Consider the following 20,102-nt stretch of genomic DNA (forward strand, 5'->3'; position numbering starts at 1 on the left):
TGATTTGAGCGTAACCGCCGGAAACACAAAGCCATGGCTGGCCCCATACCCGAGAACATTCGTTGACGCCCATTTGGAGGTGAAGGGATGGGATGAGCTTGCCCCATATTATAGGGAGCTTTCCGAAGCTCCCATTGCCTCCGCCGGAGATCTTTCCATATGGTTGGCCCGTTGGTCTGAGCTAAAAGGCGTGGCCGACGAGTTTGTCACCCGCAGGTATGTGGACATGACTTGCCATACCGACGACCCGGCCAAAAAAGAGGCTTACCTCATGTGCGTCCGGGAGGTGGAGCCGAAACTCACCGAATGGGAAGACAGGCTGAACCGCCGCTATCTGGATTCGTCCGCCCGGCCCGGGCTGGACAAGGCTATTTATGGCCAGATGGACCGGATGATAAAAACCTCCGTGGAGCTTTTTGACGAGCGCAACATACCACTGCAGGTGGTCCTCCAGGAGCTTTCGCAGAAGTATCAGGAAACCATGGGCGCCATGACGGTGGTTTTCGATGGCGCCGAGCGAACCATGCCCCAGATGGGCGCTTTTCTGCGGGAGCCGGACAGGGCTTTGAGGGAGCGGGCCTTCCGCGCCACGGTGGAACGGAGGCTGAAAGAAAAAGACGCGCTGGAAGACCTGTTCGACCAGATGCTCGAAAAACGGGCGGAGTTCGCCGCCAACCTCAAACTTGCCGATTACCGGGAGTACTGTTTTAAAGGCAAGCTCCGGGATTATTCTCCAGAAGATTGCCTAAAGTTCCACGAGGCCATAGAAAAGACCGCAGTTCCCCTGATGAGGCGGATAAACGAACGCAGAAAAAGCGAAATGGGCGTTGAAACACTTTGCCCGTGGGACACCGCTTGCGACCCCAAGGGGCGCCCGCCCCTGAAACCTTTTAGCAAGGCCGAAGAGCTTTTCAACGGCGTGGCCGGTGTGTTCGGTTCTGTGAACGGCAGGCTGGGGGAGCTTTTCAGCTCCATCGGGTTCTCGATGGACCTTGAGAGCAGGAAAGGGAAAGCCCCCGGCGGGTATCAAACCACCTTGTCGGAAGCCCGCATACCTTTCATATTCACCAACGCAGTGGGTTTGCAGGACGACGTGAACACCCTGCTCCACGAAGGGGGGCACGCTTTCCACACCCTAATGAGCAGGGACAACCCCATCATCTGGAACCGTCACTCGGCCATGGAGTTCGCCGAGGTGGCCTCCATGAGCATGGAGCTTCTGGGTGGCGACCATCTGGAGCCGTTTTATGCCAGCGCCGAAAACAGGCGCCGGGCGAAAGAAGAGAGGCTGGAAGGGGTGGTGTCCATCTTCCCCTGGGTGGCCCAGGTGGACGCTTTTCAGCACTGGATTTACACCCATCCGGGCCATGGCAGAGACGACCGGCGCAAGGCTTGGGTTGAGCTGTCGGAACGGTTCAACACCGGGGTGGACTGGTCGCAGGCGCCAGCCGAAGCGCTGGATTACTCGTGGCACCGGCAGTTGCACATATTCGAGGTGCCCTTCTATTACATAGAATACGCCGTGGCCCAGCTGGGGGCGTTGCAGGTTTACAGGAATTACGGGGTGAACCAGGCTGACGCCGTGGAAAAATACCTGGCCGCGCTGGCCCTGGGCGGTTCGCGGCCCGCGCCGGAGCTTTTTGAGGCCGCCGGGGCGCGGTTTGATTTTGACGCGGGTTTGCTGGGCGGGCTTATGGACATTGTGGCCAAAGAATTGGGCATCTAGCCATGAAAACGACCGGTAAAATCATTTAAATAATGACAAAGGGAAACAGGCTTATGCGGATACTGATAGTGGATGACGAGCTGTTGGGCCGGATGGTTTTAAACAAGATACTGTCGGCCCATGGTCATTGCGATTCGGCGGTGAACGGGCGGGAGGCCGTGGAGGCGTTCCGGATGGCGTGGGAAGAGGGAGACCGGTTCAACCTTATCTGCATGGACATAATGATGCCGGAGATGGACGGGCATCAGGCGTTGAAGCTCATCCGCGGTTACGAGGAAGAGCGGGGCATATTCGGCGCCCAGCGCGTGAAGGTGCTAATGATCTCCGCCAGGGACGATTCGCGCACGGTGCTGGATTCTTTCAAGGAAGGTTGCGAGGGGTACATAATAAAACCCATCGAGAAGGACAATATAGAAAAACAGTTGAGAGAGCTTTGCCTTATAGGCTAGGCGGTGGGAGTTTATAGTAGTGTGTGAGATGAACAGCAAGGAAGATATAATAGACAACATCAAGGTTGTTTGCCAATGCAAGGGCATAAAAAAAGGCAGGTTCAAACAGCTGATAAACGAAGGAGTCCTGGAAGAATCGGAGCTTAGGAAAGCCACCGGCGCGGGCTCCGGCTCCTGCCAGGGCAGGCGTTGCTCGCCCCGTATCCGGGAAATGATCGGGCAGGGCACGCTGGCCACGGGGGCGGATAGCCCAGGCTAACCAAAAAAGCTTCCATGGGTAAAGAACGTCTCGAAAAATACCGCAAACATATAGAACCGCTTTTTGGGCGGATGTTCGTTTCCGCATACAGGCTTACAGGCTCCAGGGAAGACGCCGAGGATTTGACCCAGGAAACATTCATAAAAGCCTTCCGGGCCATAGACCGGTTTGACAGCGACAGCGCCCCAGCCGCATGGCTTTACACCATCATGCGAAACACTTTCCTGAACGACCTGCGCCATAAAAAATCCCGGGAAACGTTGTTGTTCGACGAGTCGCTGGCCGAAAGGCTCCCAGACGAGCGGGCAGAGAATTCCGGCCCGGTGGTGATGGACGAAAAACTCCAGGCCACGCTGGACTCCATACCAGAGGAAATGCGGTCTGTTCTGGTGGCCAGGGAGATCGCCCAACTTTCATATGATGAAATAGCCAGTTCCTTCAATCTGCCCCTGGGCACGGTTAAAAGCAGGATAAACCGGGCGAGGGAAATGCTCCGGGAGCGGTGGCTTGGGCGGGATGAAAAATAATGGAACTTTTATGGCTCCCTTGTTGTTATTAAAATCAGGAGCGATAAAACAATGAACGAGGGTTGCCAACGGGTAAAAGCTGGCCTGTGGGAGATGGGCGCCCAGGATTTCCCGGAGGAGCGGAAACGGGAAATAGAAGCGCATTTGGCCCAATGCCCTGCATGTGCGCTTGAGTCCGGCAGGTTATCAGGGGTTAAAAACCAGCTTTCCTCTCCCCCTGCGCTGGATGAGGCGGTAATCCGGAAAGCCCTGGCGAAAACGCAAGATAGCGTTTTGAGGGAACGGGCCACGTTCAATATATCCAGAAAGAAACTTGTCCGCTGGTTTACCCCACTGGCTGGCGCCATGGCGGCTGGGGTTATTCTGGCCATTGCGTTAATGCCCCGCCCCACGGCGGCGTTGAGCATGGTGGATTTCGCCATAGAGCACGCCCAGTGCGTGATGACAGGCCATTTCAAGGGTTACGAGTGCGCCACCATGGGCAATTTTAACGATACCGCCAGCCGGGCGTTGGGCGTTAAGGTGGCGCTGGCCGATGGGAATGGCGGGGTAAAATTCGTGCGGGGCGGCATCTGCCGGGTGAAAGGCGTGGCGGCGGCCCACGCCGTATATGAAATGGACGGCAAGATGGTTTCCTGTTTCTGCATGAAAAATGCCGCCGCGAAAGTGGGCACGGGCGGCGCCTCCAAAATGTCCGATGGGCTATGGAGCGCCAGCCGTGACGGCGATGTGGTGATAATGAAAACCGGAGAGGGTGAGATGCGCCAAATTTGCGTTGGGGCGGCCTCCCATGAAAAACTGACTAAGTTAATCACAGCCCAAGGGGATAACGGAGTTTACAAAGATGAATAGAATTATTGTGGCGGCGGTGGTTTTCATCATCTCCGCTTCCGCGGGATATACCGCGGGATATACACTGGGCCCGTCCAAAGAAACCGAGGCGGTGAACTTCCAGAAAAACCTGCTGGCCTCCAAAACGCGCAACGAAACCCGGCCCACACAGGATCCCAGGCTGTACACCGCCGACCCTTACGTTTTTTCCGCCTATTCGGCCGCCAGGGAGATACCGAAGGTTTTGGACAAGCTCTTCTGCTACTGCTATTGCGCCACAAACCCGAAGTTCAACCACAAGAGTCTGCTTACCTGCTATGTGGACGAGCACGCCACAAGATGCGGCGTATGCTTAAAAGAGGCGGTGGCGGCCAAACAGTTGACCGGCGAAGGGAAGAAGCCCGAAGAGATAGCCAAGATTTTCGCCGACTATTATCTGAACCGGTAGTTTCCTGACAATCCCTCCCAAGGCGCTTTTTCAAGCTTCGGGAACTTTTCCGCAACCGTCCGGTGTTTAAGAAAAGGAGACCGGTATTAAAGGAGGGTTGATGGTTTTAGCGTTGGGCAGATGGGGGTTGGCTTGCCTGTTGGCGGTAGCCTTTATTTTCGCGGCGCCAGCTGGCGCTTTGGCGGAAGACGGCTGGAAGCCGCTGGTGGCGGAGCTTTTTCAATCCTACCCGGGGCTTGAAGCCCAGAGAAACCTCGTAAAATCACTGGAGCCTCTGCCCGAGGCCAAAACCGCCTGGGACGACCCGATGATAGAGTTTGGCCTCATGAGCGCGCCGGTGGACGGGTTCCGCCTCGACAAGGAGGACATGACGCAAAAAACCATCGGCATAAGGCAAGACATTCCCAGTCTCTCCATAAGGAACGCGGAAAAAGCTATGGCCGAGGTGGACATTTCCATGGCCCGCTGGAAAACCCGCATGCTGGCCGCCGAGCTTGTGGCCCAGCTGAAAATGGGCGTGTACGAAATCCATTACGTGGACAAGGCGCTGGAAACCCTGGCCGGCACCGGGGAAATACTGGAGGAGTTCATCCTCATCGCCAACGCCAAATATGCCGCTGGCAGGGGGATGCAGGCCAGCGTCATACAGGCCCAGCTGGAGAAAAGCAGGCTGTACGAGCGGGAACTGGCGTTAAAGGAGAAACGGGGTTTGCTGGCGGTGCGGATAAACCGCCTGCTGGGCAGGGCTCCTTCGCCCGAATTTTCCATGCCGGGCGGTTTGATAGAGACCGTTCCAGAGCCAGATCCGCAGGGCGAATGGAAGCTGGCCGAATCCGGTTCGCCGGAGATAGGTTTTATGGCCGCCATGCTGGAGCTGGCGAAAAAATCCCTGGCGAAGTCGGAAGCGGAGAAAGGGTTCAACTTCTCCATTTCCGCCGAGTACGGCCAGCGGGAAGACAACCCCATGGAACGGCCAGACCTGCTCTCCCTCAAAGGCTCCATGAGCGTTCCGCTGTGGAGCTCTCAAAAGCAGGACAGGTATATCGCCGGGGCCAGGGCGGCGGTGGAAGAGGCCGAGTCCCGAAAGCGGGAGGCCGTGGAAAGGGTTAAAGCGGCCGTGGAAAGCGCGGCGCTGAGCATGAAGAAAGAGATAAGGACCATCAACCTTTATAAAAACGGCATCCTGCCCCAGGCCGAGCAGGCGTTAAACAGCGCCAGAGCCTCCTATGAACTGGACAGGGTGGATTTTTTAACCCTTCTCACTACTGAGCAGATGTTGCTTGAATACAGGCTGATGATGGAAGAGTCTTACATGAAGCTCCGCTCGCTTTCAGCGGAACTGGAGGCGCTTACCGGCGCTGTAATCGCGCAAGGGGAACTGGATCATGAGTGATCAGGATAACGGCAAAAGGTATCAGAAACGGTTTATTGTTACGCTGGCGCTGGCGCTGGTAATCGGCGTGGGCTATTTCGGCAGACACGCCATAACCGGCATATTCATAAGTGGTCACGGGAAAACCCCGGCCCAGCAGGCGGCCCAGCCCAAAGAGCGCAAGATACTTTATTGGCACGACCCCATGTTGCCGGACTTCAGGAGCGACAAGCCGGGCAAGTCCCCCATGGGGATGGACCTTGTCCCGAAATACGCCGATGAGGAGAGCTCCACTGAAGGCGCCGTGAAGGTCAGCCCCGTGTTCACCCAGACAATCGGCGTGAAAACCGCCAAGGCCATCCGCATGGACATTTCCCGGGATATTCGCGCCACCGGAGTGGTGACTTACGATGAAACGAAGCTGGCCCGCATCCAGTCCAAAGTGGCAGGCTGGGTGGAGAAACTTTACGTCAACTCCACCGGTTATCCCGTAAAGCGGGACACCATAATGCTGGAGCTATACTCGCCGGATTTGGTGACCACCCAGGAGGAGTATCTGCTGGCGCTCCAATACCGCGACGCCCTTAAAGATGACGCGATGAAAGGCTTGAGGGACGGCGGCGAACGCCTGCTTTCATCCGCCCGCAGGAGGCTGGAGCTTTTCGATGCGCCGCAACACCAGATAGAAGAGTTGACCCGGAACCGCAAAGTGAAAAAGACCCTTCACATCCATTCGCCGGTGGCGGGGGTGGTGATAAAAAAGGATGTGACCCAGGGGATGTATATCGAGCCGAACATGACCCTTTACGAGATAGCCGACCTTTCCACGGTGTGGGTGAATGCGGACATATACGAATATGAGATACCCAATGTGAAGGTAGGCCAGAAGGTTGAGATGAACCTTTCAGCGTTTCCGGGCAGGGTTTTCGAAGGGCGTATCGCCTACATCTACCCGTTCCTCAATCCCCAGTCACGATCCGTGCAGGCCCGGATGGTGTTCTCCAACCCCGGGCAGGAGCTGAAGCCCGAGATGTACGGCGTTGTGAGCGTGATGGCCGGCGGTTCCAAAAACGTGGTGGCGGCGCCTTCGGAGGCGGTGTTGAGAACCGGCAAACGGGCGCTGGTTTTCGTGGCGTTGGGCGGCGGTAAGTTCGCGCCCAGGGAGGTGGCCACGGGGATAGAAAGCGGCGGGTTCACGGAGATAATTTCCGGCGTGGCCGAGGGTGAGGACGTGGTGGTCTCCAGCCAGTTCCTGCTGGACTCCGAATCAAAGGTAAGCGAAGGCGCGGCCATGGTGGGTGGCCACAATCACGGTCCAGTTCCCGCGCCGGCCGGGCAGAAAGACTCCTCCATGGACCATACCTCTCATGGCATGAAGGAGCCCAGCGCGGCCGGCGCGGAACATAAAGCCCAAAAACCCCCGGCTAAAGAGCCTTCCGGAGCCGCCGTGGACCATTCCGCCCATCAGGGCATGGAGAGCCACGGAGAAATGGAAGCGCCGGAACACGCAGGGCACGAGGGGATGGACCACTCCCCACCAGCCCCGGAAGATGACACGAAGAAAGAAACTCAACCTCAAATGGAGGGCGGAATGGATCACTCATCCCATGACAACATGGGCCATTCCGGCCATTGACATTAATTAAGGCGCCAAACCTATGTTGAAGGCGTTGATCGACGCATCGGTGAAAAACCGGTTCATCGTTATCACGATGAGCCTCTTCCTCCTGTTGGGTGGATATTACGCGGCGAAAACAATTCCGCTGGACGCCATACCTGACCTTTCCGACACCCAGGTGATAATTTACACCGAGTTTCCGGAACAGTCGCCCCAGGTGGTGGAGGACCAGGTCACCTACCCCTTAAGTTCCACCATGCTCTCTGTGCCCGGCGCCAAGACGGTGCGGGGTTATTCATTCTTCGGGGCCAGTTTCGTTTATGTCATTTTCGAGGACGGCACGGACCTATACTGGGCGCGAAGCCGGGCGCTGGAATATCTGAACACCGCCACACGCCGCCTGCCTGAAGGGGTAACGCCAACTTTGGGACCCGACGCCACGGGCCTGGGCTGGGTGTACGAGTACGCCCTGGTGGACAAGAGCGGGAAAAACGATTTGTCCAGACTGCGGGCCGTGCAGGACTGGTTTTTGCGTTACGAACTTCGCTCCACATATGGCGTGGCGGAAGTGGCCTCGGTGGGAGGGTTCGTAAAACAGTACCAGGCGGTGATAGACCCGGTGAAACTTGCCGCCTTCAAAATTCCCCTTGCCCGCGTTATGGAAGCCATACGCATGTCCAACCGTGATGTGGGCGGCTCTGTCATCGAGATGGCGGAAACCGAGTACATGGTGCGCGGGTTCGGTTACATAAAATCGTCGCTGGACCTGGCCAAGGTCTCCTTGGGCGTTACGGATAGCGGAACCCCCATCCAGCTTAAAGACGTGGCGGACATAGTTATCGGCCCGGAGATCCGCCGGGGCGTATCCGAATTGGATGGCGAAGGCGAGGCGGTGGGAGGCGTAATAATAATGCGCTCCGGGGAGAACGCCCTTACCACCATAGACGCCGTGAAGAAACGGCTGGAAAAACTCAAGACCGGCTTGCCCGAAGGGGTGGAGATAGTGGAGGTGTACGACCGCTCCTCGCTCATCCTGCGCGCCGTGGAGTTCCTCACCGAAAAGCTGGTGGAGGAAAGCGTGATGGTGGCGCTGGTGTGCGTGGTGTTTCTCATGCACCTGCGTTCGGCTTTCGTGGCCATCATCACCCTCCCCATGGGCATACTGGCTTCGCTAATGGTGATGAACTGGCTGGGGATAAACGCCAACATAATGTCTTTGGGGGGCATAGCAATCGCCATAGGCGCCATGATAGACGCCTCGGTGGTGATGATAGAGAACGCCCACAAGAAACTGGAGCGGGAGGAGGGCACAAGACCCCGGGGCGAAATCCTGCTGGACGCGGCCAAAGAAGTGGGCCCGGCGCTGTTCTTCTCCCTGCTTATCATCACCCTGTCGTTCATCCCGGTTTTCACCCTGGAGGCGCAGGAGGGAAGGCTGTTCAAACCTCTGGCGTTTACAAAAACCTTCGCCATGGCCGCGGCGGCGATCCTCTCGGTGACGCTCACGCCGGTGCTTATGATGTACTTCATCCGGGGCGGGATTGTGTCCGAAAAACACAATCCGCTCAACCGCTGGCTCATAACCTCCGTGCGGCCCCTGGTGGCCTGGGCGTTGCGGAAAAAGGGGGTCGTGGTAGCTCTGGCGGTCATCCTGATGCTGGCCGCTTACGTTCCATTCAAGAATGTTGGTGGCGAGTTCATGCCGCCGCTGGACGAGGGGGACATACTTTATATGCCCACCACCATGCCCAACCTCTCCATCACCAAAGCGCGGGAGATCTTACAGCAGACCGACCGCATATTAAAAACATTCCCGGAGGTTGACAGGGTGTTCGGAAAAGCAGGCAGGGCCGAAACCGCCACCGACCCGGCGCCATTGAGCATGGTAGAGACCGTGGTGAAACTTAAACCCAGGGAGCAGTGGCGTCCCGGTGTCACCACCGAGTCGCTCACGCGGGAGATGGACGACGCCATAAAATTCCCCGGCCTCTCCAACGCGTGGACCCTGCCCATCCGCACCAGGATAGACATGCTATCCACCGGTATTAAAACCCCGGTGGGAGTGAAACTGGCCGGGGCCGACCTGAACCAGTTGCAAGAGCTGGCCTCCCAGGTTGAAAACGCGATAAGGGCCGTTCCGGGAACCAGGAGCGTTTTCGCCGAGCGCGTGGCCACGGGGCAGTATGTGGATTTTAAGATAGACCGGGACAGCGCCGCCCGCTACGGTTTGAATGTGGGTGAAGTGCAAGAGGTCATCTTAAGCGCCATTGGCGGCATGAACGTCACCCAAGCCGTGGAAGGGCTGGAGCGCTATCCGGTGAACGTGCGTTACGGACGGGAGTTGCGGGACAACCTCGAGTCGCTCAGCCGGGTGCTGGTGGCCACCCCAGGCGGCCAGCAGATACCCATAAGCCAGATGGCCGAGATCAGCCTGAACACCGGCCCGCCGGAGATAAAGACGGAAAACGCCCGGCCCAACGCCTGGATATTCGTGGATATCGCCGACGTGGACATAGGCACTTATGTGGCGCATGCCAAGGCCGCCGTGGAAAAGCAGGTGAAGATCCCGCAGGGCGTGGCGCTAACGTGGAGCGGCCAGTACGAGTACATGGAGCGGGCCAAAGAACGGCTGAAAATAGTTGTGCCCGTGACGCTTATGATAATTTTCGTACTGCTTTATTTGAACTTCGGCAACTTCACCGAGAGCGCGCTGGTGATGCTTACCGCCCCCCTTTCGGCGGCGGTGGGGCTGTTTTTCATCTGGTCTCTGGGTTACAACCTCAGCGTGGCCGTGGGGGTGGGGTTCATCGCCCTGATGGGTGTGGCGGCGGAGATAGGTGTGCTTATGCTTATTTTCATTGACCACGCTATGGAGAAACGGAAGAGCGAAGGGCAATGGCGTTCCGTTGAAGATGTGCGGGAGGCTGTGCTGGATGGCGTTTCGGAACGGATACGGCCGAAGATGATGACCGCCGCGGCCATATTAGGCGGCCTTGCGCCGATAATGTTCGGTTCAGGCACTGGATCGGAAATCATGAAACGCATCGCCGCGCCCATGGTGGGGGGGATGATAGGAATATCGTTTTTGGCCCTGCTGGTCCTGCCCGCGCTCTATTGCTGGATACTTGAACGGAGAATGTTACGAAAGGAGGGGTAATGGCGGTTACAGCGAAAAGCGGATTATTTCCAGCGGGTCTATCACGTCTGTAACGCGGATGCCGAACCGTTCGTTCACCACCACCACCTCGCCCCTGGCTGTCAGCAGGCCGTTTATGTAAATCTCCATAGGCTCACCCACAAGCTTTTTCAGCTCCACCACCGTGCCGGCCTGCATGGCCAGCACCTCTTTTACTGTTTGCGTGGCCCTGCCCAGCTCCACGGAGATGGTGAGCGGGATGTCCAGGAAATTGTCCAGCTCCAGCAGGGTTTGGGTTAGCGTGCGCGCGCCAATGGACTCCTGATCGTGGTTTACCGCCGCTTCTTCGCCAGTTTGTTTCATTTGGTGAAATGAATGATTTTTGTTGATTATAACCGAATTATGCGGTTTTGTGGCCTAAAAAAGGGGTCTGGCGCGTACAACGTCCTTCCACCCTCCAGGCGGGCGGTATATAATCGTCACAAATCAAGTCATTTGAAAACCTCTGGCGCGTCTAAAGCGCCGGATTCATACCAGTCGAAAGGATGGCTTTGAGCGACAGGGGATTTAAAGCTCAACTGGGCAGGTTGCTGGCCGTGGCCGCATTTTGCCTGACTCCGGCGCTCATCTACTCTTGCAGTAACGACCCGGCCAAGGGGACAACAACCAGCGACTCCTGGGCCGCAGACCCCGATGTGCAAACGGCATCTTCCACAGGCGGCACCGGCGCCCAGAACGCCACACTGCTCTCGGCCATGTTCTCCCCCAGCGCGCTTCATGCCAGCGGCACGGCCTCGCTTGATATTTATGTTTCCTCCATGACCGCCGGGCTTTCCATAAGCTATGTGAGGGTTGCTATGCCGGACGGCTCCACCGACAACATACAGCTTGCCACGGCGCCCTCTGTGCCTGGCTGGACAACGGTAACGTTCCGGGCGCCATCCTCCGGCGGGACTTACAATTACACCGTGTCGCTTGTTTTAAGCGACGGGTCTGTGAGCAACCAGGTGACGACGTCGTTGACTGTCACATCTTCACCGGCGGAAGGGGCGCTCATATCCGACGCCATGTTCACCCCCAGCCCGGTAACGCTGGACGGTGCGCTGGGTTATGTGTCCGACACGCTCACGCTGAACATCTATATCAACTCCGTGGATTCGAACTTCCAGATCATGGAAGCCAGGGGGGATTGCAGTTCGCTCGGTGTCACTTTCACCGCCGCCATACTGGCCCAACCAACGGTGCCCGGCTGGTTTACCGTGGCCACATCCCTGGGAGCCGCCGCCACCAGGACGGGGACGCATTCATGCACGGTATGGCTGGTGCTAAACGATGGGGTGATGTATCCGTCGGCTACAACCACCATGAGCAACGTATTGGTTGCTTCATTCAGCGTGGTGCAGTAAAGGGCGTTTAATACCCCAGCTCACCTAGCCTGGTGAGAACCCCATTGCGCACGTTCACATAAGCTCGGCTGTTTTCCGTTACGGAAAGAAAAGCGCGGTAGGCTTTGGCGGCATCCTCTTTCTTGCCCAGCGCGTCGCTGGAATAACCGATGTTCAGCTGGACCTCGGGAGCCTTTGGGGCCGCCCGTTCCGCGTCTTTCAAAAGACGCAGGGCGGCCTGATGGTTCCCCCTCTGCTGTTCCACCACGGCCCGTTGCACCAGCAAGCCCGGTTGTTTGCCGTTGCGGGCCAATCCCTGGTCAAGATAGCTCTGCGCCGCGTCCAGTTTTCCCAAACCCAACTGGGCGGCGCCCATTATCAGGTAAGGTTCCCACGAAGCGGGTGGAGGATAAAACAGCGGCTGAAGCGCTTCCACCGCCTCCACATAAGCTCCCGAGCCCACGAGGTTCCTGCCCGCGGCCAACCGCTCTTCGGCGGTCATGCCCGGCCTTGGCTGTGACGCAAGCTCTTGCCCGGTTTTCTTATCGGCCTTGCCCATGGGCTTTTTACCAGGCTTTACTGATTTAATGGCAGTAACCGGCGGGTCCAAGCCAGTGTCCGTTACGGGCGCCAAAGGTTTGTCCAGCCGGGCTATAACCTGGCTGGCCGGGTTGCCCTTAACGCTTTGGAGCCGGAGTTTCTTCATGAGATAGGCCTGGACCTCCTCAGCCCTGTCCCTGGGCGGCGCGGCCAGCAGGTAATAGGCCGGCTTGCCAGCGGATGAACCGTGGCTTACGAAAATGAAATGCCCCTCCCCGGCTTCTTTTATTTTCTTTTCCGCCGCTTCCGCCTGGGCGTAAATGGAGACTATAAAAACCAGTTGGTCTTTCTCCATCTCCGTTCGAAGGCCCGCGTCCCACACTTTTACCCCATCTTCAAATCCGCGCCCTTTCATGGCGCTCCACCCGTTTTCTATGAATGAACCGGTTTGGGCGGTGGAAGAGGGTAGTGGGGCGGTTACTGCTTGTGGCGAGGTTTTGGCCGGAGTGGCTGGCGCGGGTTGCCCCTTCACCGAGGGAGCCACGGCTGGCGCATTGGCCGGAGGCGCGAACATGTCCGTCCGTTGTGGGGCCGCTGGTGTCGGGGCGGAAACATCTTCAACCGCCTGGCCCATTTGCCCGGGTGTGTTTTCGGCCTGCTCCTGGGCCGGTGGCGTGGCTGGTTGCTCCACCGGGGCGGGAGGTATAAGAGGCGCTGTCGGGGCCGACGCCGCAAGCCTTGCGGCTTCCAATTGTTGTTTCTGCAGAAAGTCCAGCCCCAGCCATAACCCGCCGCCGATGAAGGCCATGGTCACCCCAAATGCGGCGTACAGCCTTACCCTGCGTTTTTTATCCTTATCGCCAGGGGCGCCACTGTCCAGCTTTGGCAGGGGTGGAATGTAGGTTCCCTGGCTCCTGCTTTGCTCTCCACGTTTTTCCTGGATTTTTTTAAGGGCTTCCTCGATGATGCTCATGACGTTATAAACAAGTTTTCCGGCTTACCTTATAATCTCTTCCGCCGCCCGCATCACAAGCCTTGCCCCGGCCCGGGCTTTACCGGCGCCGTAGGCGGCCAGCATGGCCCGGTCGCATATCTGGTTTATCCTGCGCGGGGCGCCGCCGCTGTAACGGTGGGTCAGGTAAATCGCGGCCTTGTTGAACGAGAACTCGCCACCCCGCCCGGCCACGGAAAGCCTGTGACGGATATATTCTTCGGTCTCGTTTCTTGTAAAAGGCATAAGCTTGTAGCGAAGGCTTATCCTTTGGGCCAAAGGACGCAGTTCTTTAAGGCCCAGCGTGCGCTCCAGCTCCGGCTGGCCCACCAGCACGAGGTACAACAGCTTTTCTTTTTCCGTTTCCATGTTGGACAACAGCCTCAACCCCTCCAGCATTTTCGGAGATAGCCTGTGGGCCTCATCCAACAGCACCGCCACTTTTTCCCCATGGGTGGCCAGCCGCACCAGTTCCTGGTATATGAGCCTCAAGGGTTCTCCATAGCTGGCGCTCTCCAGCGAAACTCCCGTAAGGTCGTGATAGATGGATTTCAATAGTTCGGTGTATGTGGGGGCGGGGTTGAATATATAGGCCGTGCGCACCCCCGGGGGAGGGTTTTTCAAAAGCTGTCTGCACAGCAACGTTTTGCCCAGCCCCACCTCGCCGGTAAGCAAAGTGAATCCGCCGGAGCCGGTGGCCAGCCCGAACTGGAGATGCCGCAAGGCCGCCACGTGTTTGCCGCCGGGATAAAAATAGTTGGTGTCCGGCGTGATGTTGAATGGGGCTTCGGAAAACCCCATGTCCCGGTAGCAGGTGTTGATGTCCAGCAGTTCGGCCATGTCAGTTCTTTATCCTTGGAGTTACGAAAACCACCAGTTCCCGTTTCACCTTGGAGGTGTATACGCCCCGGAAGAGGTTGCCCATGCCCGGTATATCCCCCAGCAGGGGCACCTTGCGTTCCGTCTCGGCGTTTTCATCCTGTATAAGGCCGCCGATTATCACCATCTCTCCGTCTTTTAGCCGCACGATGGTGGAGGACTGTTTCACGTCCAGCACCGGCGCGGTCACCAGCGCCTTGCCGGTGGAGTCGGTGGCGGAGCTTGTGCTAACAAGCCGTGTGACCACCGGGGAAACGTCCAGCATTATCCATCCGTCGGCGGAAATCTGCGGGGTGATGGACAGCACCACCCCGACGGTTACATACGACGTGCTGTAAGTGGTAATGGCCGTGCCCTGGCTTAAGGTGGTCTGCCCCTGGAAAAACGGCATGTCCGTGCCCACCTTTATCAAGGCGGGCTGGTTGTTTAGGGTGAGTATCTTCGGCTGGGAGACGACTTTTATTTCCCCCTGCTCTTTCATGGCGTTGAGTATGGCGTCAAAATCCCCCCGGGCATAGGTGAAGGCCACGGTTGGGTTGCCCGGGTTGGCCACGCCCAGGGGCGCGTTGGTGGGCATGGTTGATGGCGCCGCCAGCGTGCCGCCGATTATGTTGGCGGTTTGCAAGGCCCCCGCCATGCCGTCTATGTAAATCTTGTTCCAGTTTATGCCCAGGCTGAAATCATCGGTCAAAGTGACTTCGTAAATGCGGGCTTCTATTTCCACCTGGCGGGCCACGGTGGTGGTGAGGGCGCCAAGAAAATCCTCTATCCGTTCAACGTTTTTGTGCAGGTCGCGGATTTGCACCATGCCGGAAAGGCGGTTCATCACATATCGCCCGTCGGGGGAAAGCATGGTTTTCACCTGTTCTTCCAGCTCTTTCCAGAAAGCCACCTTGTCTTCCTGCTGGATGCTCATGCTTCCGGCCATCTGGGACGAGCCGCCGCCCCCACCGCTACTGCCACCACCGCCGGAGCCGGTGGATATTTGAGCCGTGCTGGAGCCTTTGCCCTCGCGGGACAGCCGCACGTAGTCTATATGGAACAACTTGGTCTCATATTTGCGGACGCGGATCAGGTTTCCGTCCGCCTCGTAAAAGAACCCGTATACGTCCAGAATGGCGTCCATGGCCAGGCGGAAATTCAAATCCTTGAATTTTACCGACACCACCCCGTCCACCTCCGGATCGAAAATGATGTTCAGGTTATAGCGGGCGGCGAACATGGCCATGGCGTCCCGAATGGGCATGTTCTCCGCTTCGAAACTGTAAACGCCTTTCAGGCGCCGTTCGGCGTCGGTGAGCTCCGGCTCGCCGGTGGTTATCATCAACCGGTCTTTTAAGCTTATGGGCGGGGTATTTTCGGTTTCCGCTTTCTGCGGCTCCGCATCGGGCTGGGAGGCGGATTTGGCGCCCCCGGAAGCGCAGGCCGTGGCGGCCATCACGCCTATCGCAAGAACCAGCCACCTGGCTACGCCAAACGCCTGGCCCCGGCGCCCGTTCCGCAATTTCCTGTTTTCCAATGTAACCCCATGGAGCCCGTTCATGTTAATTGCCCGGCCCCGCCGCGACCTGTTTTATCAGCTCGGCCCCTTTGACCGCGGACACAACGAACTGTCCATTGCCGCCCGTTTGTTCCGGTTGGGCCGCCGAGGCGGGCTGGTGAGAAGCTGGAGCCATAGGCGGGTTGCTCTTACCCTTTGAGAATGTTAGCTCTTCTTTGCCCAAGGGCCCGCTTACCAGCACCATTCCCGGAGAGATTCTCAAGATTTTGTAATTATCAATTATGTCACCTTCTTTAACAATCTTTTTGTTTATGTAGGCCATTTTCAACCCCGGTTCCACCACTATCGCTTTCAATATCAGAAGGTCCCGCGCCTGCTTGGGCGGGGCGTTTTCTTCGGCGGCATATGTGGTGACGGGGGCATAGGCGGTGAACGGGTCGCGGGTGGGGTTTTGCTCCCATCCCACGACGCTCAAATCCATCGGCGTTACCGTGCCCATGTCCACCGGGGCGCCACCCTGGGTTTGCCCCGTGAAAGGCGCCGTGACTATGGATGTAACCGCCGAAGTGACTGATGGCCCGCCGCCCGGGGCTTCTTCTTTATGGATGATGGGCCACACCACGTTCCGGAACACCACCCCGAAAGCTATAAGGGCCAGCGCCCCCACCACTAGCGGGTTGTTAAGCCATTTTTTCATGGCCGCCCTCCGGCCTTCCCCGCTATCAAGCGGGCGCGCCTTTATCCGTTTGGCCGTCGTTCACAAAACCCACCCACACCTTAAGTTTTATCTCCATTTGCGCCGCGCCGGTTCCCGGGCCGCTCATGGTTATCCCTGTTATGTCGGCGCCGGAATAAAAATCCTGAATGTTTCGCAAGAAATCCATGTATTCATGGTAACCGGCCCTGGCTTGGGGCGTCCCCCCCGGCTGGGCGGCGGAAGCGGCGCCGCCGGAGCTTAAGGTGATGATGACCGACGCGGTGGAAACCCCCGTCACCCCTTCTGTTTTATTAATTTCGCCGATGGTGTATTTCATGCCTATGCCCGCGGCCTGGGCCCTGTCGAACATGAACTCCAGCCACTCGGACAGCTTTTCGTAAGAGGGTATCAGCTTGTCCTTTACCGCCCCCCATTCGGCGGCGGCCCGGGCGGATTCTTCCTCATTCCAGGAGGCTTTAAGCCTGGTTATTTCGGAGGAGGTATCGAATATCCTGGCTATCTCCTTTCTTGTTTCCAATATTGCCGGGTAACGGTAACTCAGCGAAAGCCAAAGCAGGAGGATGGGCGCCGCCACGGCGGAGGCGAGGATGAAACGCCCCTTCATCTCCCCCAGGTGGAGCAGTTTTTGAATCTTCTCAAGGACCTCCGCCGGTTTCATTTCACAACTCCGGATATCTGGAACTGTCTTTTGGCGCCCGGGCCGCCAACCCCCTTTTTAAGGTCTTCAATCCATTTATCCCGCCAGCTCTTCGTTATTTTCATATGGTACGGGCCGTGGGCTAAAGACTCCTCCATGTTTTTCAGGTCAACAGCCGTTTCAGAATGGCTTTTTTCCGTAACGCCCTCTATTTTTACCGACCAGCCGCCGTTCTCCATCTCCACCACAAGCTTGGTGAGCGCCAGCCCTTCGGGCGTTGTTACCCCCATGTGGGAGGCTATCCAGCCCGGCGCGGGATGTATCCTGCTCTGGTTGAACAAGGCCAGGGAGTTTTTCTGGTCCAGATACTCCCCAACCCGGGCCCGCCACACTTTTTCCTCTTCATCGGCCCCCGCGGCCATAAGCCTGGCCTGTCCCAGCGTTTTCTTGGAGGCCACTATCATGTATTCAATGAAACCCATGGCCCCCAGGCAAACAATCCAAATGCCCACCACCATGGCCGCCGTGGCCTTGAGCATTTTTGCCCGCATGGGCCTGCGCTGGACGTCCCTGGGCACAAGGTTGCTTTCGTTGTGGGGCGGTATCCGGAGCGCTTCGCCAATCCAGAAACCTTTGTGCATTTCCACCTGCGCCGGTTGCGACGGCACATCTATCTGGGCCGACACCTGCTCTATAAAATCCGCCGTGAAATCGCCGAAGAAAAGCACCCGGTCCGCCGCGGCCCCGAACTGCTGTTTGGCGAAAAGGATGGAGCGGTTCAGCTCCCGGCCGGTGCGGGCCAGGTCCGCCCCTTCGGACTCGTCGTAGTCCAGGAACCGTTCGAAAAGCACCGAGCCATCGGCCTTGCCCACCACCAGCGCCAGCTTATCCGCCGTGGCGGTTACAAGCCCCACCATCTCGTTGGGCTCCATTTTCAATTTCGTAAGCTGGCGGGCCATCACCGGCCCGATGGGATAAATCTGCAACGGCGTAAGTTTCAGCTCCTCGCAGGCGAAAAGTAAGCCGGTTAAAAAATCTTTTTCCAGCGTGTAGGCCAAAATGGCAAGGCCCCCTTTGGGCGATTTGGCCTTGGTATAGCTGTGAAGCAGGTTTGCGCCCGGTTTTTCCTGAACCACCTTGCGGGCCAGGAATATTTTAAGGTCTTTGGCGGAAAGCTCCGGGGCCTGGATGAATAAATGGTCCATAGCTTCGTCTTCCATGACGAAACTTATGTATATCCCCTTGTAGCTTAACGCGGAAACGGCCTGGGTGATGGCCCTGCCCAGCGAATGCTGGTCTGTCACTGGGTCGGGCAATTCCCAATAGCCGGTCTGCTCCCCACGGTGATACGTGGCGGCCCGGAACTGCCCGTTAAAAAGGCTTACCCCAAGGATGTTGAGTTTCATCGATCAACCCTTAAGAAACTCATCTGGGGTTATTCCGGCTTGAAGTAATATGGCGCGCAATGTTCCCTCTGGCATGTCACCGGGATGGTTTGGGATGGTTGTGCATCTTTGGGACATCTAATTGAACCAGATTTCATGGTTTCCAGCCGCATTCCTGTAGAAAACAAATCCACAACCCTTTAGTCTCCGTACAATCCGCTTGCAGTTGAAGCCGGAGAGACGTCCCATTATTCAGCGTTGACCACCAACTGGATATCCAGGCTGTCTGCCGCTTGTTGCATTTTAATGCTCTCGTGGATTTCGGCCCTGGCTTCCAGAAGTTTCCGGGCCACGTCCCGGGCGATCTCCATAGTTTCGGAAACGGTCCTTCCCTGCGCCACAAGGCCGGGCACATCTTCCGAAGTGGCCAGATAAACCCCCTTAAGGCCGCTCCTCCTTTTCATCGGCATTTACCGCCCCCAAACCGCCGGCGGGCCGGGGGAGAACCAGAAACTGTCCGCCGCCGTTATGAAATAACTCTGCATCACCGTGGGGGTGGTGGCATTGTTATAAAGGTTAAGCCGGGTGTTCTGGAGCACGATAAGATTCGCCATGGCGGAGGAGGCTATGGTTGTGGTGGCTGTCTCCGTGTCCAGGTTGTAGTAGGTATCGGATGATAAATCAACATCCACGTCCACGGTGCCGGAACCGGAGGTGTAGCCCGCCGGAAGCGTCATGGTTACACTTACAAGAGTCGTTGCGGTGAGCGGCCCCAGCGGCGTGCCCGCGCCAGTGATGAATCCGCCGCTACCGGCGTTAGCGTTGGCCACTGTTCCGAAAGTGGTGGCGCCGGAAGATATGGATACGCTGATAGGCGTCCCCAGCGAGTCCGGCATGTTTGTCTGGAATGCGTAAACGTTATAACGCAAAGCGCCTATGGTAAGGTTTGCGGTGGCGCTGGCGTTAATGGTCATAACCGTTTGCGCGGTTCCCGTAGCCGCCGAAACGAAACTGGTCCTCCCGCTGGCCGTGCTGGCTCTGTTGCTCAAGGCCACGGCGTTGAAAAACTGTTCCAGGTTTATCCGTTGTATCCGCACCTGTTTGGCCTGGTCGTTGGTGGAGATGCCATACGCTGAAAGGGCCGTGGGAGTGTTTTCGTCCCATGTCCACAGGGTGTCGAAAGTGGCGGTGGCCAATCCGCCGGACGCAAGCCCGGTTAGGGTGGGGCCGATGCTGGAGATTATTATTATCCTGGGGCGCGTCCCCGCCGTTAGGGCGGAGGCCGTGGCGGATGTTTGCTGATAAGGTATAGCAGGGGTTACGCCATTGTCCCACAGATAATAGCGGGGCTGGTTGCGGTCGTTGGTGTTGACCTTTCCCACCGGCAACTGGACCTGGTCGGCTATGGCCTGGTCCCAAATGGGCACTGCGGGAGCTCCTCCGGCGGCGGCCACGGCCGTTGTTCCGGGGATGGTGCGGTTTTGAAATATATGCTGTTCCAGCCCCTTGGCCAGGTTTTTCAGGCTTTGCTGTTCGGCGTCGCTTTCCGCCGAGGTGATGGCCTTTATCATGTCCGGCAGGATCATGGCCGCGATGATGGCCATCACGGCCAGCACGCCGATAAGCTCGATCAACGTAAACCCTTGGCGTTTGGCGCCGGCGTTCCTTGTGCGCATTATATCCCGCTCGATTTTTTAACG

At 57.6% G+C, this 20,102-nt stretch carries 19 protein-coding genes; 10 read left to right on the plus strand and 9 right to left on the minus strand.

From position 1 onward, the window contains the following. The first annotated feature begins 37 nt into the window (after positions 1–37). From HY751_11625 to HY751_11665, 9 genes are all read left to right on the plus strand, one after another. On the plus strand, positions 38–1,726 hold the full coding sequence (locus tag HY751_11625) for a M3 family oligoendopeptidase (protein ID MBI4667044.1): 1,689 nt from the start codon (positions 38–40) through the stop codon (positions 1,724–1,726). A 53-nt stretch (positions 1,727–1,779) separates the two neighbouring features. Then, entirely contained in the window at positions 1,780–2,175 is a 396-nt protein-coding gene (locus HY751_11630; GenBank protein ID MBI4667045.1) for a response regulator, read from the plus strand. A 28-nt stretch (positions 2,176–2,203) separates the two neighbouring features. Next, positions 2,204–2,434, plus strand: a complete 231-nt coding sequence (locus tag HY751_11635; protein MBI4667046.1) for a (2Fe-2S)-binding protein — start codon at positions 2,204–2,206, stop codon at positions 2,432–2,434. 14 nt (positions 2,435–2,448) lie between these two features. Further along, positions 2,449–2,961 (plus strand): sigma-70 family RNA polymerase sigma factor, encoded by a 513-nt coding sequence (locus tag HY751_11640; GenBank protein ID MBI4667047.1) that lies wholly within the window; start codon positions 2,449–2,451, stop codon positions 2,959–2,961. A gap of 51 nt (positions 2,962–3,012) precedes the next feature. Further along, positions 3,013–3,813, plus strand: coding sequence for a hypothetical protein (locus HY751_11645; protein ID MBI4667048.1), 801 nt, complete (start codon positions 3,013–3,015; stop codon positions 3,811–3,813). Beyond that, the gene (locus tag HY751_11650) at positions 3,806–4,240 is read left to right on the plus strand and encodes a hypothetical protein (GenBank protein MBI4667049.1); all 435 of its coding nucleotides are present in this window, start codon (positions 3,806–3,808) and stop codon (positions 4,238–4,240) included. The genes HY751_11645 and HY751_11650 overlap by 8 nt, the downstream gene beginning before the upstream one ends. Before the next feature lie 100 nt (positions 4,241–4,340). Then, positions 4,341–5,633 (plus strand): TolC family protein, encoded by a 1,293-nt coding sequence (locus HY751_11655; GenBank protein ID MBI4667050.1) that lies wholly within the window; start codon positions 4,341–4,343, stop codon positions 5,631–5,633. Further along, a complete protein-coding gene (locus HY751_11660) occupies positions 5,626–7,248 on the plus strand; it encodes an efflux RND transporter periplasmic adaptor subunit (GenBank protein MBI4667051.1) in 1,623 nt (540 codons plus the stop codon). The genes HY751_11655 and HY751_11660 overlap by 8 nt, the downstream gene beginning before the upstream one ends. A gap of 22 nt (positions 7,249–7,270) precedes the next feature. Further along, positions 7,271–10,387, plus strand: coding sequence for an efflux RND transporter permease subunit (locus HY751_11665; protein MBI4667052.1), 3,117 nt, complete (start codon positions 7,271–7,273; stop codon positions 10,385–10,387). 6 nt (positions 10,388–10,393) lie between these two features. On the opposite strand, the gene fliN is transcribed toward HY751_11665, so the two are convergent. After that, the gene (gene fliN / locus HY751_11670; GenBank protein ID MBI4667053.1) at positions 10,394–10,729 is read right to left on the minus strand and encodes a flagellar motor switch protein FliN; all 336 of its coding nucleotides are present in this window, start codon (positions 10,727–10,729) and stop codon (positions 10,394–10,396) included. Between the two features lie 188 nt (positions 10,730–10,917). Between fliN and HY751_11675 the strand changes: the two genes are divergently transcribed. Beyond that, a complete protein-coding gene (locus tag HY751_11675; GenBank protein ID MBI4667054.1) occupies positions 10,918–11,772 on the plus strand; it encodes a hypothetical protein in 855 nt (284 codons plus the stop codon). A gap of 7 nt (positions 11,773–11,779) precedes the next feature. Here HY751_11675 and HY751_11680 read toward each other — a convergent pair whose 3' ends face one another. From HY751_11680 to HY751_11715, 8 genes are all read right to left on the minus strand, one after another. Further along, positions 11,780–13,264, minus strand: coding sequence for a hypothetical protein (locus HY751_11680; protein ID MBI4667055.1), 1,485 nt, complete (start codon positions 13,262–13,264; stop codon positions 11,780–11,782). A gap of 24 nt (positions 13,265–13,288) precedes the next feature. Further along, positions 13,289–14,122 carry an AAA family ATPase gene (locus tag HY751_11685; GenBank protein ID MBI4667056.1) on the minus strand — a complete coding sequence of 278 codons (834 nt, stop codon included), beginning with the start codon at positions 14,120–14,122 and terminating at the stop codon, positions 13,289–13,291. Between the two features lies 1 nt (position 14,123). Beyond that, the gene (gene mshL, locus HY751_11690; protein ID MBI4667057.1) at positions 14,124–15,680 is read right to left on the minus strand and encodes a pilus (MSHA type) biogenesis protein MshL; all 1,557 of its coding nucleotides are present in this window, start codon (positions 15,678–15,680) and stop codon (positions 14,124–14,126) included. 25 nt (positions 15,681–15,705) lie between these two features. After that, the gene (locus tag HY751_11695) at positions 15,706–16,359 is read right to left on the minus strand and encodes a hypothetical protein (protein MBI4667058.1); all 654 of its coding nucleotides are present in this window, start codon (positions 16,357–16,359) and stop codon (positions 15,706–15,708) included. A gap of 25 nt (positions 16,360–16,384) precedes the next feature. After that, a complete protein-coding gene (locus HY751_11700; GenBank protein MBI4667059.1) occupies positions 16,385–17,038 on the minus strand; it encodes a hypothetical protein in 654 nt (217 codons plus the stop codon). After that, positions 17,035–18,423, minus strand: a complete 1,389-nt coding sequence (locus tag HY751_11705) for a hypothetical protein (protein MBI4667060.1) — start codon at positions 18,421–18,423, stop codon at positions 17,035–17,037. The genes HY751_11700 and HY751_11705 overlap by 4 nt, the downstream gene beginning before the upstream one ends. A 227-nt stretch (positions 18,424–18,650) precedes the next feature. Further along, complete coding sequence (locus HY751_11710; protein ID MBI4667061.1) at positions 18,651–18,872, minus strand: type II toxin-antitoxin system HicB family antitoxin; 222 nt, start codon at positions 18,870–18,872, stop codon at positions 18,651–18,653. After that, positions 18,873–20,078, minus strand: coding sequence for a type II secretion system protein (locus HY751_11715; protein MBI4667062.1), 1,206 nt, complete (start codon positions 20,076–20,078; stop codon positions 18,873–18,875). Between the last annotated feature and the right edge of the window lie 24 nt (positions 20,079–20,102).

Source organism: Nitrospinota bacterium (genome assembly GCA_016208975.1).
Lineage (GTDB): Bacteria > Nitrospinota_A > UBA7883 > UBA7883 > JACRLM01 > JACQXA01.

Excerpts from the sequence above, each read along its gene's own strand:
- HY751_11655 (MBI4667050.1), top strand. The coding sequence starts at position 4,341 with ATGGTTTTAGCGTTGGGCAGATGGGGGTTGGCTTGCCTGTTGGCGGTA.
- HY751_11710 (MBI4667061.1), bottom strand. The coding sequence starts at position 18,872 with ATGCCGATGAAAAGGAGGAGCGGCCTTAAGGGGGTTTATCTGGCCACT.
- HY751_11660 (MBI4667051.1), top strand. The coding sequence starts at position 5,626 with ATGAGTGATCAGGATAACGGCAAAAGGTATCAGAAACGGTTTATTGTT.
- HY751_11695 (MBI4667058.1), bottom strand. The coding sequence starts at position 16,359 with ATGAAAAAATGGCTTAACAACCCGCTAGTGGTGGGGGCGCTGGCCCTT.
- HY751_11640 (MBI4667047.1), top strand. The coding sequence starts at position 2,449 with ATGGGTAAAGAACGTCTCGAAAAATACCGCAAACATATAGAACCGCTT.
- fliN (MBI4667053.1), bottom strand. The coding sequence starts at position 10,729 with ATGAAACAAACTGGCGAAGAAGCGGCGGTAAACCACGATCAGGAGTCC.
- HY751_11700 (MBI4667059.1), bottom strand. The coding sequence starts at position 17,038 with ATGAAACCGGCGGAGGTCCTTGAGAAGATTCAAAAACTGCTCCACCTG.
- HY751_11705 (MBI4667060.1), bottom strand. The coding sequence starts at position 18,423 with ATGAAACTCAACATCCTTGGGGTAAGCCTTTTTAACGGGCAGTTCCGG.
- HY751_11665 (MBI4667052.1), top strand. The coding sequence starts at position 7,271 with ATGTTGAAGGCGTTGATCGACGCATCGGTGAAAAACCGGTTCATCGTT.
- HY751_11685 (MBI4667056.1), bottom strand. The coding sequence starts at position 14,122 with ATGGCCGAACTGCTGGACATCAACACCTGCTACCGGGACATGGGGTTT.
- HY751_11635 (MBI4667046.1), top strand. The coding sequence starts at position 2,204 with ATGAACAGCAAGGAAGATATAATAGACAACATCAAGGTTGTTTGCCAA.
- HY751_11680 (MBI4667055.1), bottom strand. The coding sequence starts at position 13,264 with ATGAGCATCATCGAGGAAGCCCTTAAAAAAATCCAGGAAAAACGTGGA.
- HY751_11630 (MBI4667045.1), top strand. The coding sequence starts at position 1,780 with ATGCGGATACTGATAGTGGATGACGAGCTGTTGGGCCGGATGGTTTTA.
- HY751_11715 (MBI4667062.1), bottom strand. The coding sequence starts at position 20,078 with ATGCGCACAAGGAACGCCGGCGCCAAACGCCAAGGGTTTACGTTGATC.
- HY751_11650 (MBI4667049.1), top strand. The coding sequence starts at position 3,806 with ATGAATAGAATTATTGTGGCGGCGGTGGTTTTCATCATCTCCGCTTCC.
- HY751_11645 (MBI4667048.1), top strand. The coding sequence starts at position 3,013 with ATGAACGAGGGTTGCCAACGGGTAAAAGCTGGCCTGTGGGAGATGGGC.